A 14321-nucleotide genomic window follows, 5' to 3' on the forward strand; every position below is an offset into this window, starting at 1 on the left:
AGGCCGCCGGGCTGGCGGTGACAGTCTGCGGAGCCGGTGTAAGACCTCAACGGAGAACTCCGGGCGGGCAGTCGGCAATGAAGCAGAAACCCTCACGGCGCGAGCCGTGAGAATCCCCTCCTTCAGGAGGGGGGAGAAGTCAAATCCGGCATCCGGTGACCCGTCAGTCCAGCCCCTTGGCGAAGTGGAAGGCGACGATGTCCAGGCGCTCCCGCAGGTAGAAGCGGTGCGCGTGGGTGCGATGGGTGCCGGAATCCAGGTGCAGGGAGTGGCAGCCGTGTTCCCGGGCCTTGCTCTCCAGATAGGAGAGGAGGTGATGTCCGACTCCGCTGGAGCGGGAGTTCTCGGCTGTCACCAGGTCGTCGACATAGAGTTGGCGGATTGCGCTGGTGTTGACGATCATGCGCCAGCCGGCCACCCCTATGCACACATCGTCCTCATCGTAGGCCGCCGTGAAGTGCAGCCCCTGTGCGTGGCCCTCGGCGTAGATCTCGCGGAAGAGCTCCTCCGTGAGGTGCGGACGCAGCTGGCGGAGGACGGGCAGCACTTCGGCCGCCAGGCGCACATCATTTGGCTCAAGATCAATGGTCTTCATGGCGATCACCCAACCAGGCGCCTTCCCCGCACGCCAGTGCTTTGCCGCTGGGCGCCGCGTAGCCGGGTACGGACGGCCAGCGGACGGTCAGCACCACCGACTGTTCCTCCGCGAACCAGGAGTGGTCGACTCCGTGGCCCCACACGACGTAATCGCCCTGCTGTGTCAGGAGGACGCTGCGGTCGGGGAGCTCGACGCGGAAGCGGCCGCTGATGAGCACGAGCAGGGCCGTTCGTTCCTCGCCCCGCACCCACTGGGTGCGCTCGTCGCCGGGCGGATGAACGCCCCATTTGATCTCCACGGCCTCGCTGTGGCGAGGATCGCCGGCGTCCTTGAAGTGCCCGAGGAGCCATCCTCGGTCGAGTGCGGCGTCCCTGCCCGCATTGCCGGTATAGGTGCTGTCGTTCATGAGCCGTGGCACCCCTCAGTCAACCGCGCGCAGGAATTCTCCCAGCGCGGCCATGAGCTCCGCAGGCGCATCCTCCTGTACCAAATGCCCCGCGCCGGCGATCGGTTCGAAGGATGCGCCCGGAATCCGGGAGACGAGCTCGCGCCCGCGCTCGACCGGGATCCAGGCATCGTCCGTTCCCCAGCAGACCCGCACCGGCATCGAGATCTCGCCGTACCGCCCCTGGATCTCATCCGTGTACCGCTGGTCCGCCTGCGCGATCTGCCGGTAGAACGCGGGCTGTCCGCTGTCGCCCAGCCAGGGCTCGACAAGCCGGTCCAGCACCGCGGGGTGCAACCCCCGATGGCTCGCCGAACCGACATACTCACGCACCAGCGCACCATGCAGTGCGGGCGGCAACTGCTCGAAAACGGCGGAGTGTTCGCCGACCAGCCGGAAGAAGGGCGAGCCCCAGGGCGCCAATGCCACCGGATCGACCAGGGCCAGCGCCCGGTACGCGGCGCCATGCAGCAGATGCGCGCGCAGCGCCACCGCACCGCCGAAGTCATGGGCGACCACCAGGGGTTCGGCGAGCCGCCAGTGGGCGAGCAGCTCGGTGAAGACGCGGCCCTGGGCGGCCAGGGAGACGTCCTGGCCGTCGAACTTCGCCGATGCCCCATAGCCCGGCATGTCCCAGACATACACCTGGTGATCACGGGCCAGCGACCGGGCGACCGCCCGCCAGACGTACGAGGAGAAGGGCGTGCCATGCAGCAGCACGACCGGAGGGCGGTCGGTGGGCTCGCCGAGACGGTCCCAGCGGACCTCGCCCGACGTACTGGCGAAGGACTGGGTCAGCTGCCACTCACTCATGGGTGGGGTTCCTCCGATCGTGCCCGGGCTCAGGCCCCCGTGGTCGACCCAGGGCGAACGATCATCAAAACAGTCACAATCACCCAAGTCAATGCAAAGAGTCCGGTGGTCATCGGCAGCCGTGACAGCCTCGCGGCCACCGCTCCCACACCGGCCGGGTTGTTGTCGCGCTCGTCCAGTGCGTCCATGATCGCGTCCTGGGTGAACACCGAGAACGCCAGCAGCACCGCCGCGATCGCGGTCAGCGCCATCGAGATGATCAGCCAGGTCTGGCCCAGGTCGCCCATCAGCTGGGCGGTGGCCACCCCGAAGGCGGGGACCGCGACGGAACCGGCGGCATAGACGCGGGTGATGCGGTGCAGCAGCCGCACCGCCACGATGGCCGTACCGTCGGCATCCGGGGCCAGGGCCTGCCGGGCGTAGCGCGGGAAGAGGCTGGCGACGACCGTGGCGGGGCCTATCAGAATGATCGCCGCCAGGACATGGAGGCTGAGCATGAGCTTGGTCATGGGCGCGTACCGCTCCCGTCAGTTTCAGTCCGGCTTAAACAAGCGGGACGCTAGCATCCGGGTGCGGCGGGCCGGACACGGGGCCCGCCGATCGCGCTGCGGTACGACATGGGAGCGGGTGGCACGGACTTGGCCGGGGACGAGGGGAGTTCTCCTCCCTTTGCGCTGATGCTGATCGGAGCCGGGCGGATGGCGCAGGACGAGGTCAACCGGGCCTTCGCCCCGCAGGGGCACTCGCTCCGGCTCATGGGCGCATTGGGGCATCTCACCCATGAACCCGGCTTGTCCTACAGCGAGTTGGGCCGCCGGGCCGGAGTGACGGCGCAGAGCATGCAGGCCACCGTCCGGCAACTGGAGAAGCTGGGGGCAGTGGCCCGCTCCACCCCCGCCGGGCGGGGGCGGACGGCCGTACTCCAGGTCACCGACCACGGCCGGCGGATGCTGGCCGACATGCGGCGCACCCTCGCCGAGTCGGAGGGGGCGCTGCTGGCCGGTTTGTCGGCCGATGAGCGTGCCGCCCTGACCTCGGCGCTGAAGCGCCTCTTCGTCAACCTCGGCTTCGGAGGCGGCGCCGATGCGCCCCCGCGCAATGAATCACCGCAAAGGCGGCGGAAAGCGCAATGATTCGACCGGTTACGCGCAACATCGGCGCCTTGTCGAGCCGAGATCGCGGGCCGTACCGTCAAGGCGTTTAACGAAATCTTGCCCGAAAGCTCATCTTCTGCCCGCTCCCGGTTGAAAACCCCGGTTGGAAAAGAGGCCCCATGACGCCGCTGCGTATTGCGCTGTACCAAGGCCCCAGTGGTGTTCCGGCCTCCACCGCCGCCAGCCTGGACGCACTCGCCGCCGCAGCGCGGCGGGCCGCCGAGGGCGGGGCGCGGGTGTTGCTCACCAATGAGCTGTATCTGACCGGGTATGCGCTGGGCGCATCGGTCCGGGAGCGTGCCGAGCGGGCCGATGGCCCGAGCGCCGAGGCCGTCGCCCGGATCGCCGCCGGGCAGGGACTCGCCATCGCCTATGGATATCCGGAGCGCGACGGCGCGGTGCTCTTCAATTCGACCCAGCTCATCGGCCCGGACGGCGAGCGCCTCGCCCACTACCGCAAGACCCATCTCTTCGGTGAGTACGAGACCACCCACTTCACCCCCGGTCGGCAGCCGGTGGTGCAGGCCGACTTCGACGGTGTCCGGCTTGGCCTGCTGACCTGCTACGACATCGAGTTCCCGGAGCCCGTACGGGCACATGCGCTAGCCGGTACCGAGGTACTGCTGGTGCCGACCGCGCTGATGCGGCCGTATGAGATCGTGCCGCAGACGGTCGTCCCGGCGCGGGCCTGGGAGAGCCAGCTCTATATCGCCTATGCCAACCGGTGTGGCGTCGAGGGGGAGTTCACCTTCGCCGGACTGTCCTGCCTCGCCGCGCCCGATGGGACGGTACGGGCGCGGGCGGGCCATGGCGAAGACCTGATCATCGCCGACGCCGACCCCGGACTGCTCAAGGCATCCCGCGCCGAGAACACCTATCTGAGCGATCGCCGCCCCGAGCTGTACACCTCGCTCGTCTGAGCGCGTGCTCCCGAGGGGCGCCCGCCCACCCCCCAACACCCCCTGTCAGTAGGAGAGTCCAGCCGATGACGTCCACGGTGCCCACCGCCGTCCACGACGAGCAGGTTCAACAGGACGAGCCGCCGATCACCATGTTCGGCCCGGACTTCCCGTTCGCCTATGACGACTTCCTCGCCCACCCGGCGGGCCTCGGACAGATACCGGCCACCGAGCACGGCACCGAGGTCGCCATCATCGGCGGTGGGCTGTCCGGCGTCATCGCCGCGTATGAGCTGATGAAGATGGGGCTCAAGCCGGTCGTCTATGAGGCGGACCAGATCGGCGGGCGGCTGCGGACCGTGGGATTCGAGGGAACCGAGGGCGAGTTGACGGCCGAGATGGGCGCCATGCGCTTCCCGCCGTCCTCGACCGCCCTGCAGCACTATATCGATCTGGTGGGGTTGACGACCCGGCCGTTCCCCAACCCGCTGTCCTCGGCCACTCCCTCCACGGTCGTGGACCTCAAGGGGGAGTCCCACTACGCCGAGACCATCGACGATCTGCCGCAGGTCTACCGTGATGTGGCGGCCGCCTGGAACGCCTGCCTGGAGGAGGGCGCGGACTTCTCGGAGATGAACCGCGCCATGCGGGAGCGCGATGTGCCGCGCATCCGCGAGATCTGGGCCAAGCTGGTCGAGAAGCTGGACAACCAGACCTTCTATGGCTTCCTGTGCGATTCACCGGCTTTCGCCTCCTTCCGGCACCGGGAGATCTTCGGTCAGGTCGGCTTTGGCACGGGTGGCTGGGACACCGACTTCCCCAACTCCATCCTGGAGATCCTGCGCGTCGTCTACACCGAGGCGGACGATCACCACCGGGGGATCGAGGGCGGCAGCCAGCAGCTGCCGCTGCGGCTGTGGGAGCGCGAGCCACGGAAGACCGTCCACTGGGCGCCGGGCACCTCGCTGGCATCGCTGCACGGCGGTGACCCGCGCCCGGCCGTGACCCGTCTGCACCGCACGGCGGGCAATCGCATCACCGTGACCGACGCGTCCGGTGATATCCGCACCTACCGGGCGGCGGTCTTCACGGCGCAGTCCTGGATGCTGCTGTCGAAGATCCAGTGCGATGACGAGCTGTTCCCCATCGACCACTGGACGGCGGTGGAGCGCACGCACTACATGGAGTCCTCCAAACTCTTTGTGCCGGTGGACCGGCCGTTCTGGCTGGACAAGGCCGTCGACGACAGCGGGGAGCCGACCGGGCGGGATGTGATGAGCATGACGCTCACCGACCGGATGACGCGCGGCACTTATCTGCTGGACGACGGGCCGGACAAGCCCGCCGTCATCTGCCTCTCGTACACCTGGTGCGACGACAGCCTCAAGTGGCTGCCGTTGTCGGCGAACGAGCGCATGGAGGTCATGCTCAAGTCGCTTGGCGAGATCTACCCCCATGTCGACATCCGGAAGCACATCATCGGCAACCCGGTCACCATCTCCTGGGAGAACGAGCCTTACTTCATGGGCGCGTTCAAGGCGAATCTGCCCGGCCACTACCGCTATCAGCGCCGCCTGTTCACCCACTTCATGCAGGACCGCCTGCCGGAGGACAAGCGCGGCATCTTCCTCGCGGGCGACGACATCTCCTGGACGGCGGGCTGGGCCGAGGGCGCCGTGCAGACCGCGCTCAATGCCGTGTGGGGCGTGATGCACCACTTTGGCGGTGGGACCGATGCCGTGAACCCCGGCCCGGGCGATGTCTACGACGAGATCGCCCCCGTGGCGCTTCCGGAGGACTGACGGCGGTTCAGCCCAGCGGGGTGAGGAGACAGCGCCCCACCATCCCGACGCCCGCGTCGATGTGGTCCGTGAACTCCTCGGCCAGATCGGGTAGTTCGCGCATCGCCCAGAGTGTACGGAAGGCGGCCCATGCGGCGCCCCGGGCCGCCTCCAGGGTCCATGAACCCAGCAGATGGGTCAGTGGATCGGCCACATCCAGCAGCTCCGGGCCCGGTATCAGCTCCTCGCGGATCCGCTCCTCCAGACAGATGAGCAGCTCGCCGATCCGGTCGAAGTCGCCCTCCAGCTCGGGCGGTTCGGCGCCGAGGGCCCGGCAGGTGTCGGCGAGGGCGAGCGGGAGGTCGTGGCCGATGTGTGCGTTGATGCCCGCCAGCGCGAACTGCACGGGCCGCACGGCCGGGTGGCCGCGCAGCTGGAACAGCGGCCGCCAGCAGGCAGGCGTCGGCTGCCCCCCGGCCGCCCGGTCGACGGCCTTCAGATAGCGGCCGGCGAACAGGACGTCCAGCTCGGTGGTCGCCAGCCGGTCGTGGAACCGGCCGGCCGCCACCCGCCGCCCCACCTCCTCGGTGACCGCCAGATAGAGCCGGTTGAAGACCGCCACCCCATCGCGCGGGGGCAGCTCGGCCTCCAGGCCCCGCATCCGCGCCAATACCCAGTCGATGCCGGCGGGAGCCGCCGGCTGTGCTCGCACCGTCGTCATATACGGAGAGTGACATACGGGCACGGAGTGTGGGCGAATCGGGGGACTGATTAACCGGAACGGGTGATAAGGCGGGTGATAGGACCGCCAGGAGCCCTGGGACCCTAGGAGCCGGGCGAGTTGGCGGCGTCGCCCGCCGAGCCGTCATACCCGCTCGTCCCCTCGTCCAGCAGCGGCTCCTGCTGCTTGAGGTGCGCCGGGGCCAGGGCGCGCAGCACGTGGTAGCCGGTGAGGACCACCAGGGTGCCCAGCGCGATGCCGCTCAATTCGAAGTTCTTGCTGATTTTGAGGCTGACGCCGCCGACGCCGATGATGATGCCCGCCGCGATCGGCACCAGGTTCAGCGGGTTGCGCAGATCCACCTTGTTGTGCACCCAGATCTGCGCGCCGAGCAGGCCGATCATGCCGTACAGGATCACGGTGATGCCGCCCAGCACTCCGCCCGGCACGGCCGCGACGACCGCGCCGAACTTGGGGCAGACGCCGAAGAGCAGGGCGAATCCGGCCGCCGCCCAGTAGGCGGCGGTCGAGTACACCCGGGTGGCCGCCATGACGCCGATGTTCTCGGAGTAGGTGGTGTTGGCCGGTCCGCCGACCGCGGTGGAGAGCATGGTCGCCGCGCCGTCGGCGGAGATCGCGGTGCCCAGCTGGTCGTCCAGCGGGTCGCCGGTCATCTCGCCGACCGCCTTGACATGGCCCGCGTTCTCGGCGATCAGCGCGATGACCACCGGCAACGCCACCAGCGCCGCCGACCAGCCGAAGCTCGGGGTGTGCAGCGAGGGCAGGCCGATCCAGTCGGCCTCGGCGACCCCGGAGAGGTCGAGCCGCCAGTGGTCGGTGGCCCGGGCACCGCCGTGCACCGAGTGGATCTTGCCGAAGACCCGGTCGAAGACCCAGGAAACCGCATAGCCGAAGAGCAGCCCGAGGAAGATCGCCACCCGGGACCAGAAGCCCCGCAGACAGACCACGGCGAGCCCGGTGACGAGCATGGTGAGCAGCGCCGTCCACTGGTCCTGCGGCCAGTAGGTGGCGGCCGTGACCGGAGCCAGATTGAAGCCGATCAGCATGACCACCGCGCCGGTCACCACGGGCGGCATCGCGGCGTGGATGATCCGCGCGCCGAACCTCCGTACCGCCAGTCCGCTCAGCAGCAGCGCGCCGCCGACCACGAAGATCGCGCCGGTGACGGCCGCGCTGTCGCCGCCCTGGGCCCGGATGATCGCGGCGACGCCGACGAAGGAGAGGCTGCACCCCAGGTAGCTGGGGATCCGGCCGCGGGTGGCGAGCAGGAAGAGGATCGTGGCGACCCCGGACATCATGATGGCGAGGTTGGGATCCAGGCCCATCAGGACGGGAGCGACAAAAGAGGCGCCGAACATGGCGACCACATGCTGGGCGCCAAGGCCCGCGGTGCGCGGCCAGGAGAGCCGTTCATCCGGTCTGACGACCGCCCCGGGGGCGGGAGTGCGCCCGTCGCCGTGCAGGGTCCAGCGCACGCCCAGGCCCATGTTTGCTCCCAAAAGTGCTCGATGTGGTGATCCGCATTGATGTTAAGGGGAGATATGGGGTGCCTCCCGTGGCGGTGGGCTCCCGCGCCGCACGCGGCCTGCTGCTGCGATCGGCCCAATTAACGCCCCGTAAGACTGTATGGCCGTGACCGCCGGCTGATCGCCCGTCAGCACGAGGTATGGGTCTCGATGTCCGATTTCCTGCAAACCAGGAGACATACATGCGTAAGCTCGTCGGCCGCACTGCGGCTGCCGCGATCGTTGCTGCGGGCGTCATCGTTCCGGCCGCCGGGGTGGCTCAGGCCGCGCCGCCTTCGCCGTCTGCGGGTCAGGCGACGAACTGGGACGGCGACCACGACCGTGATGGCCGGGACCACGGGGACCGTGGCCGGGACAAGGGCCGGGACCGGGACAAGGGCCGGGACCGTGGCCGTGACTGCGACCGGGGCCGGGACCGTGACCGGGACTGCGACCGCGGCCGGGACGACTGTGACCGCGGCCGCTGGCGTGACCGCGATGACTGCGACCACGGCCGCTGGAACCGCGAAGAGGACTGCGGCTGGGAACGCTGGAACATCTTCGGCATCCTCCGCCTGGGCCACCACCACAACAACTGGGGCTGGGGTGGCTGGGGCGGTGGCTGGGGCCACGAGGGCCGTGAAGGCCACGAGGGTCGCTGGGGCCGTGAGGACTGCGACCATGGCGGCTGGGGCCGCTGGGGCCGTGGCGATGACTGCGACCGTGGCCGTCACGAGGGGCGCTGGGGTCGCGATGACTGCGACCGCGGCCGCCACGAGGGCGGTTGGGGCCGTGACGAGGGCGACCGTGGCTGGAAGGACCGTGGCCGTGACTGCGACCGCGACCGGAACGAGGGCTGGGGTCACCACGGTGGTGGCCACTGCCGCCACATTGAGCGCCACACCGAGTTCAACCTGTTCGGTATCGCTCTCTGAGCCGACGGTTCTCGTCTGACCCCCCCTTCCACCGCGGGCCGCGTGTCCGGGCTGTGTGCCCGTCACGCGGCCCGCGGTGGCATGTCCGGACGGGTCAGGGCCTGGGGACGGAGACGGGCCGCGGGCCCTCGGCGCGGCGGGCCGGGACGCGCAGCACGCCGGCCGCCACCGTCAGGCCCATGGCCAGTACCGTCACCAGACCGAAGGAGACGGTGAGCGAAGTGGCATGGGAGATCTGCCCGATGGCCGACGGGGCGATCAGGCTCGAGGTGTAAGTGATCGTCGCGACCCCGGCGATGGCCTGGCTGGGCGCCGGGCCGCTGCGGGCGGCCGCGGCGAAGGCGAGCGGGACGACCACGGCGATCCCCAGCCCGATGAGGCTGAAACCGGCGATGGCCTGCGCCGGGCCCGGGGCGGTGATCACCAGCAGCCCGCCGGCGGTGGCCAGCACGCCACCCGTCCGTACGGTCCGTACCGGGCCGAAGCGCCGGACCGCGGCGTCGCCGGCGAACCGGGCCAGGGCCATCGTGCAGGAGAACGCCGTGGTGCAGGCCGCCGCGAGGCCGGCGTCGGAGCCCATGACATCGCGGAGGTAGACCGCCGACCAGTCCAGGCTCGCCCCCTCCGCGAAGACGGCGCAGAAGCCGACGGCACCGATGACCAGAGCGGACCGCGGGGGCAGGGCGAAGCGTGGCGGCGGGTTCTCCTCGGCCGCCGTGCGCAGATCCAGCACCCAGTGGCAGGCCACCGCGCCCAGCAGGACCAGGACGGCGGCCGCGACCGTCAGATGGACGCGAGCATCGGCCCCCGCGTGCGCGGCCACCGTGCCGGCCGCCGCACCCACCAGCGCTCCCGCGCTCCACATCCCGTGCAGACCGGACATGATCGAACGGCCGAGGCGTTCCTCGGTCTCCACGCCCAGCGCATTCATCGCGACATCGGCCATCCCGGACGCGGCCCCGTACACCGCGAGCGCGGCACAGAGGACGGCCAGGCCGGGGGAGAGGGCGGGCAGGGCGAGGGACGCGCACCACAGGGCGAGCAGCCCGCGCAGCGCGGCCCGGGAACCGAAGCGGTGACTGATCCGGCCCGCCAGCGGCATCGCGCACGAGGCGCCGACCGCGGGGAAGGCGAGGGCGAGGCCCAACCCCCCGGTGCCGAGGCCCAGATGCTCCTGGATCCAGGGGATGCGGGTGGCGAAGTTGCCGGAGACCGCGCCATGAACGCCGAAGACGGCGGCCACGGCGAACCGCGCCCGGCGCACCCGCTGCTCGGCGGAACCCCCCATGCAGACTGCCCCCTCCCGCTCCGGCCGCTCCCTGCAACCAACGTGAGCTGCCCCACCTTGTCAAGTCCCCGTGGACACCGCGCCGTCCCCCGACGTACCCTCGGTGCCGTCGCACCTGCCAACTCGGCAGGTCAGACGCCATGTACCAGCAAGAGATCAACTCACGCAGCGCACTCCGGGGTCGGTGAAACTCCGAACCGGCGGTTACAGTCCGCGACCCGTCCGCAGCCAGCGGCCGGTTGACCAGGTGAAATTCCTGGACCGACGGTCAAAGTCCGGATGGAAGGCAGTGCGCGGCGGGCATCACATCGGCACCACAGCCGCCGGTTCCGGCGACCGCTCCCGAGAGCGGTCCATAGCGCGGCGTCGGTGGGATCCCCCTGGGGGTCCGACGGTGTAGTGCACCCGCTTTCCTGTCGATTCGACAGCCCCGGAGTCCATGCCCCGAAGAGGCAGGAGGACCCCGGTGGCCACCGCGACCGAAACAGACGCGATGCGACGCGCCATCGCGCTTGCCGCTCGCTCGCTCGGTGCGACCAGTCCCAACCCCGTCGTCGGCTGCGTCATCCTCGACGCACACGGCCGCACCGCCGGAGCGGGCCGGCACCGGCGGGCCGGCGGGCCGCACGCCGAGGTCGAGGCGCTGCGCGCGGCCGCGACGGCCGGCCGGGAGGTGCGGGGCGGCACCGCGGTCGTCACCCTCGAACCCTGTGACCACACCGGCCGCACCGGGCCCTGTTCCCGGGCGCTCCTCGACGCGGGCATCGCCCGCGTCGTCTATGCCGTCGCCGACCCGAACCCCACCGCGACCGGGGGAGCGCGGACCCTCGCCGCGGCCGGTGTGGACACCGAGGGCGGCCTCCTCGCCGAGGAGGCCGCGGCCGGCAACGCCGCCTGGCTCACCTCCATGGCGCGCGGGCGCCCGTTCGTGGTCTGGAAGTACGCCGCCACCCTCGACGGGCGCAGCGCCGCCGCCGACGGCAGCAGCCGTTGGATCACCTCCGCCGAGTCCCGCGCCGATGCGCACCGGCTGCGTGCCGAGGCCGACGCCGTCGTGGTCGGCTCCGGCACCCTGCGCACCGACGACCCGCACCTCGCGGCGCGCGGCATCGACGGGGCCACCCAGCCGCTGCGGGTCGTCATGGACACCACCGCCTCGATCCGGCCGACGGCCAGGGTCCTCGACGACGCGGCGCCGACGCTGATCGCCGTCGGGCCGGACGCGGACACCCGTCACCTGCCGGGAGCCGGCATCGCCCGACTGCCCCTGGACCGGGGGCACATCGCCGTCCCGGCGCTGCTCGCCGAGCTGTATGCGCGAGACGTCCGCTCCGTCCTGCTGGAAGGCGGGCCCATGCTCGCCGGTGCCTTTCTCGCGGCCGGTGCCGTCGACCGGGTCGTCGGCTATCTCGCGCCCGCACTGCTCGGAGCCGGGCCCGCCGCCCTGGGCGACGCCGGAATCGGCACCATCGCCCGGGCGCTGCGCCTGCACGTCACCGACGTCGCCAGGCTCGGCCCGGACCTACGGATCACCGCCACCGCCACCCCTGCTCCCGAGGAGAACTGACAGTGTTCACCGGAATCATCGAAGAACTCGGTGAGATCGTCGCCGTCGAAAACCTCGGTGACGCCTCCCGGTTCCGGCTGCGCGGCCCGGTCGTCACGGACGGCGCCAAGCACGGTGACTCGATCGCGGTCAATGGCGTCTGCCTGACCGTTGTCACCACCGCCGACGGCGAGTTCACCGCCGATGTCATGGCCGAGACCCTCAAGCGCTCCAGCCTGGGCGCGCTCGTCCCCGGCTCCCGCGTCAACCTGGAACGCCCCATGGCACTCGGCGGCCGCCTCGGCGGCCACCTGGTCCAGGGGCATGTGGACGGCACCGGCACCATCGTCGACCGGGTGCCCGCCGAGCACTGGGAGATCGTGACGATCTCGCTCCCCGCCGAGCTCGGCCGCTATGTCGTGGACAAGGGCTCCATCACCGTCGACGGCATCAGCCTGACCGTGGTGGAGGCGGGGGACGACTACTTCACCGTCAGCCTCATCCCCACCACGCTCGCCCTGACCACCCTGGGCGTCAAACAGCCCGGTGACCCGGTCAACCTCGAGATGGATGTGATCGCCAAGTATGTCGAGCGGATGCTCGCCAGGGGGGAAGAGTGAACGCCGTGGACTGGCTCGGCAGCGAGGCCTTCTCGGTCTTCGGCCAGCAGATGATCTGGTCCGACGTCATCGGCAACAGCTGCGGCCTGGTGGCCCTGGCCCTGGGCTGGCGCCGCTCCATATGGACCTGGCCCACGCAGTTCCTGTCCGGCGCCATCCTTGTCGTCGCCTATGCCTCTGCCCAGCTCAGCGGTGGTGTGGGCAAGCAACTCCTGGTCATCGGAGTTTCGTTGTGGGGCTGGCGGCAGTGGCAGCGCAGGGGGCGGGAAAGCGAGGGCGGCGCCGTCGCCGTCCGCTTCGCCACCGGGCGCGAGCGGGTGCTGCTGCTGGCCGGCACCGCCGTCGGCACGCTGGCCGTCGGCGCCCTGTTCAAGGCCCTGCCCGAGTTGTCCTGGAACCCCTGGCCGGACGCCTACATCTTCGTCGGCACGCTCGCCGCGATGGTCGCCCAGGCCCGTGGGCTCGTCGAGTTCTGGTTCGCCTGGCTGCTCGTCGACGTGGTCGGGATGCCGCTCGCCTTCTCCAGCGGCCTCGCCTTCTCCGGCCTGGTCTATGTCCTCTACCTCGGCCTCGTCCTGTGGGGCATGCGCGACTGGTGGCTGCGCTCCCGGGCCGGTGCCCGGTCCGCGCCGGCCCCGGAGCCCTCGCTCGCGTCGGCCTCATGAGCCCCGCTGCAGCGCCCCGGCCGTCCCGACAACCCGAAGGAGACACCCCATGACCGCCCCGCAGAGCCGGCCCGTGACCGGGGAAGCGGCCCTCGACCCGGTCGAGCGCGCCATCGCCGACATCGCGGCCGGCCGGCCGGTCGTCGTGGTGGACGACGAGAGCCGGGAGAACGAGGGCGACCTTGTCGTCGCCGCCGAGCTGGCCACCACCGAGATCCTCGCGTTCATGATGAGCGAGTGCCGTGGTCTGATCTGCATGCCGATGGAGGCGGAGGACATCGACCGCCTCGAGCTGCCGCAGATGGTCGAGAAGAACACCGAGACGATGCGCACCGCCTTCACCGTCTCCGTGGACGCCACCGCCGCACACGGCATCGACACCGGCATCTCCGCCGCCGACCGCGCCACCACCATCCGGCTGCTGGCCGCCGCCGACAGCGTGCCCGGCGACTTCGTCCGCCCCGGGCACGTCTTCCCGCTGCGGGCCAAGCCCGGCGGCGTCCTGGTCCGCCCCGGCCACACCGAGGCCGGCTGTGACCTGGCCCGGCTCGCGGGACTGCGGCCGGCCGCCGCGATCGTGGAGATCGCCGGCGAGGACGGCCATATGCTGCGGCTGCCCGAACTGATCCCGTTCGCCCGGCGGCACGGTCTGTCGATCATCTCCATCGAGGACCTGATCGCCTATCTGAGATCCTCCGAACCCACCGTCCGTCGCGAGGCCAGCACCCGACTGCCCACCGCCTTCGGGGAGTTCCGCGCCCATGGCTACCGTTCCATCCGGGACGGCGTCGAGCACATCGCGCTGGTCGCAGGCGACCTCGGCGACGGCGAGGACGTCCTGGTGCGCGTCCACTCCGAATGCCTGACCGGCGACGTCTTCGGCTCGCTGCGCTGCGACTGCGGCCCGCAGCTGCAGGCCTCCCTGGAACGGATCGCCACCGAGGGCCGCGGGGCCGTCCTCTATCTGCGCGGCCACGAGGGCCGCGGCATCGGCCTGCTGTCCAAGCTGCGGGCGTATGAGCTGCAGGAGAACGGCCACGACACGCTGGACGCCAACCTCGAGCTGGGCCTGCCCGCCGACGCCCGCGACTACGCCGCCGGAGCGCAGATCCTCACCGACCTCGGGGTCCGCTCGGTCCGGCTGATGACCAACAACCCCGACAAGACCATGGCCCTGGAACGGCACGGTCTCAAGATCACCGGCCGGGAGCCGATGCCCGCCCCGGCCGGCGAGCACAATCTGCGGTACCTGCGCACCAAGCGGGACCGGATGGGGCACGACCTGCCCTGGCTGGACGCCGAGCAGGTGTCCGCCTGCGACAACCAGTGA

Annotated in this window: 15 protein-coding genes and 1 riboswitch; of the genes, 8 read left to right on the top strand and 7 right to left on the bottom strand. The window is 70.6% G+C overall.

Annotated elements, in window-relative coordinates; all coding sequences use genetic code 11:
* Positions 1 to 163: 163 nt before the first annotated feature.
* Genes ABCR83_RS16415 through ABCR83_RS16430 form a run of 4 tightly spaced genes read right to left on the bottom strand, consistent with a single transcriptional unit; the run spans position 164 to position 2365 of the window.
* Positions 164 to 595: a GNAT family N-acetyltransferase gene (locus tag ABCR83_RS16415; protein WP_462695756.1), complete on the bottom strand. Its 432-nt coding sequence runs from the start codon at positions 593 to 595 to the stop codon at positions 164 to 166.
* Positions 582 to 1004, bottom strand: coding sequence for a cupin domain-containing protein (locus tag ABCR83_RS16420; RefSeq protein WP_462695757.1), 423 nt, complete (start codon positions 1002 to 1004; stop codon positions 582 to 584). The genes ABCR83_RS16415 and ABCR83_RS16420 overlap by 14 nt, the downstream gene beginning before the upstream one ends.
* A gap of 15 nt (positions 1005 to 1019) precedes the next feature.
* Positions 1020 to 1856 carry an alpha/beta fold hydrolase gene (locus ABCR83_RS16425; RefSeq protein WP_462695758.1) on the bottom strand — a complete coding sequence of 279 codons (837 nt, stop codon included), beginning with the start codon at positions 1854 to 1856 and terminating at the stop codon, positions 1020 to 1022.
* 29 nt (positions 1857 to 1885) lie between these two features.
* Positions 1886 to 2365 (bottom strand): DUF2269 family protein, encoded by a 480-nt coding sequence (locus tag ABCR83_RS16430; protein ID WP_462695759.1) that lies wholly within the window; start codon positions 2363 to 2365, stop codon positions 1886 to 1888.
* A 168-nt stretch (positions 2366 to 2533) separates the two neighbouring features.
* On the opposite strand from ABCR83_RS16430, the gene ABCR83_RS16435 reads away from it, so the two are divergent.
* From ABCR83_RS16435 to ABCR83_RS16445, 3 genes are all read left to right on the top strand, one after another.
* Positions 2534 to 2989 carry a MarR family winged helix-turn-helix transcriptional regulator gene (locus ABCR83_RS16435; protein WP_462695760.1) on the top strand — a complete coding sequence of 152 codons (456 nt, stop codon included), beginning with the start codon at positions 2534 to 2536 and terminating at the stop codon, positions 2987 to 2989.
* Between the two features lie 140 nt (positions 2990 to 3129).
* The gene (locus ABCR83_RS16440) at positions 3130 to 3930 is read left to right on the top strand and encodes a carbon-nitrogen hydrolase family protein (protein WP_462695761.1); all 801 of its coding nucleotides are present in this window, start codon (positions 3130 to 3132) and stop codon (positions 3928 to 3930) included.
* Between the two features lie 65 nt (positions 3931 to 3995).
* Positions 3996 to 5711 (top strand): flavin monoamine oxidase family protein, encoded by a 1716-nt coding sequence (locus ABCR83_RS16445; RefSeq protein WP_462695762.1) that lies wholly within the window; start codon positions 3996 to 3998, stop codon positions 5709 to 5711.
* A 7-nt stretch (positions 5712 to 5718) separates the two neighbouring features.
* On the opposite strand, the gene ABCR83_RS16450 is transcribed toward ABCR83_RS16445, so the two are convergent.
* Both ABCR83_RS16450 and ABCR83_RS16455 read right to left on the bottom strand, forming a co-directional pair.
* Positions 5719 to 6411 (bottom strand): DUF5995 family protein, encoded by a 693-nt coding sequence (locus tag ABCR83_RS16450; RefSeq protein WP_462695763.1) that lies wholly within the window; start codon positions 6409 to 6411, stop codon positions 5719 to 5721.
* 104 nt (positions 6412 to 6515) lie between these two features.
* The gene (locus tag ABCR83_RS16455; protein WP_462695764.1) at positions 6516 to 7919 is read right to left on the bottom strand and encodes a uracil-xanthine permease family protein; all 1404 of its coding nucleotides are present in this window, start codon (positions 7917 to 7919) and stop codon (positions 6516 to 6518) included.
* Positions 7920 to 8140: 221 nt separating this feature from the next.
* On the opposite strand from ABCR83_RS16455, the gene ABCR83_RS16460 reads away from it, so the two are divergent.
* A complete protein-coding gene (locus ABCR83_RS16460; protein ID WP_462695765.1) occupies positions 8141 to 8872 on the top strand; it encodes a hypothetical protein in 732 nt (243 codons plus the stop codon).
* A gap of 94 nt (positions 8873 to 8966) precedes the next feature.
* Here the strand turns inward: ABCR83_RS16460 and ABCR83_RS16465 are convergent, their stop codons facing one another.
* On the bottom strand, positions 8967 to 10160 hold the full coding sequence (locus ABCR83_RS16465) for an MFS transporter (RefSeq protein ID WP_462695766.1): 1194 nt from the start codon (positions 10158 to 10160) through the stop codon (positions 8967 to 8969).
* A 166-nt stretch (positions 10161 to 10326) separates the two neighbouring features.
* Positions 10327 to 10457, top strand: a riboswitch (FMN riboswitch).
* A 169-nt stretch (positions 10458 to 10626) separates the two neighbouring features.
* Between ABCR83_RS16465 and ribD the strand changes: the two genes are divergently transcribed.
* Genes ribD through ABCR83_RS16485 form a run of 4 tightly spaced genes read left to right on the top strand, consistent with a single transcriptional unit; the run spans position 10627 to position 14321 of the window.
* Entirely contained in the window at positions 10627 to 11727 is a 1101-nt protein-coding gene (gene ribD, locus ABCR83_RS16470) for a bifunctional diaminohydroxyphosphoribosylaminopyrimidine deaminase/5-amino-6-(5-phosphoribosylamino)uracil reductase RibD (RefSeq protein WP_462695767.1), read from the top strand.
* A gap of 2 nt (positions 11728 to 11729) precedes the next feature.
* A complete protein-coding gene (locus tag ABCR83_RS16475) occupies positions 11730 to 12326 on the top strand; it encodes a riboflavin synthase (RefSeq protein ID WP_462695768.1) in 597 nt (198 codons plus the stop codon).
* Entirely contained in the window at positions 12323 to 12991 is a 669-nt protein-coding gene (pnuC, locus tag ABCR83_RS16480) for a nicotinamide riboside transporter PnuC (protein WP_462695769.1), read from the top strand. The genes ABCR83_RS16475 and pnuC overlap by 4 nt, the downstream gene beginning before the upstream one ends.
* A 49-nt stretch (positions 12992 to 13040) precedes the next feature.
* Positions 13041 to 14321, top strand: coding sequence for a bifunctional 3,4-dihydroxy-2-butanone-4-phosphate synthase/GTP cyclohydrolase II (locus ABCR83_RS16485; RefSeq protein ID WP_462695770.1), 1281 nt, complete (start codon positions 13041 to 13043; stop codon positions 14319 to 14321).

Source organism: Streptomyces xingningensis (genome assembly GCF_054957865.1).

What these genes read in the sequence shown, in the direction of transcription:
- ABCR83_RS16425 (WP_462695758.1), bottom strand. Translation starts at nt 1,856, where the DNA reads ATGAGTGAGTGGCAGCTGACCCAGTCCTTCGCCAGTACGTCGGGCGAG.
- ABCR83_RS16435 (WP_462695760.1), top strand. Translation starts at nt 2,534, where the DNA reads ATGCTGATCGGAGCCGGGCGGATGGCGCAGGACGAGGTCAACCGGGCC.
- ABCR83_RS16485 (WP_462695770.1), top strand. Translation starts at nt 13,041, where the DNA reads ATGACCGCCCCGCAGAGCCGGCCCGTGACCGGGGAAGCGGCCCTCGAC.
- ABCR83_RS16455 (WP_462695764.1), bottom strand. Translation starts at nt 7,919, where the DNA reads ATGGGCCTGGGCGTGCGCTGGACCCTGCACGGCGACGGGCGCACTCCC.
- ABCR83_RS16440 (WP_462695761.1), top strand. Translation starts at nt 3,130, where the DNA reads ATGACGCCGCTGCGTATTGCGCTGTACCAAGGCCCCAGTGGTGTTCCG.
- ABCR83_RS16420 (WP_462695757.1), bottom strand. Translation starts at nt 1,004, where the DNA reads ATGAACGACAGCACCTATACCGGCAATGCGGGCAGGGACGCCGCACTC.
- ABCR83_RS16460 (WP_462695765.1), top strand. Translation starts at nt 8,141, where the DNA reads ATGCGTAAGCTCGTCGGCCGCACTGCGGCTGCCGCGATCGTTGCTGCG.
- ABCR83_RS16430 (WP_462695759.1), bottom strand. Translation starts at nt 2,365, where the DNA reads ATGACCAAGCTCATGCTCAGCCTCCATGTCCTGGCGGCGATCATTCTG.
- ABCR83_RS16465 (WP_462695766.1), bottom strand. Translation starts at nt 10,160, where the DNA reads ATGGGGGGTTCCGCCGAGCAGCGGGTGCGCCGGGCGCGGTTCGCCGTG.
- ABCR83_RS16445 (WP_462695762.1), top strand. Translation starts at nt 3,996, where the DNA reads ATGACGTCCACGGTGCCCACCGCCGTCCACGACGAGCAGGTTCAACAG.
- ABCR83_RS16450 (WP_462695763.1), bottom strand. Translation starts at nt 6,411, where the DNA reads ATGACGACGGTGCGAGCACAGCCGGCGGCTCCCGCCGGCATCGACTGG.
- ABCR83_RS16415 (WP_462695756.1), bottom strand. Translation starts at nt 595, where the DNA reads ATGAAGACCATTGATCTTGAGCCAAATGATGTGCGCCTGGCGGCCGAA.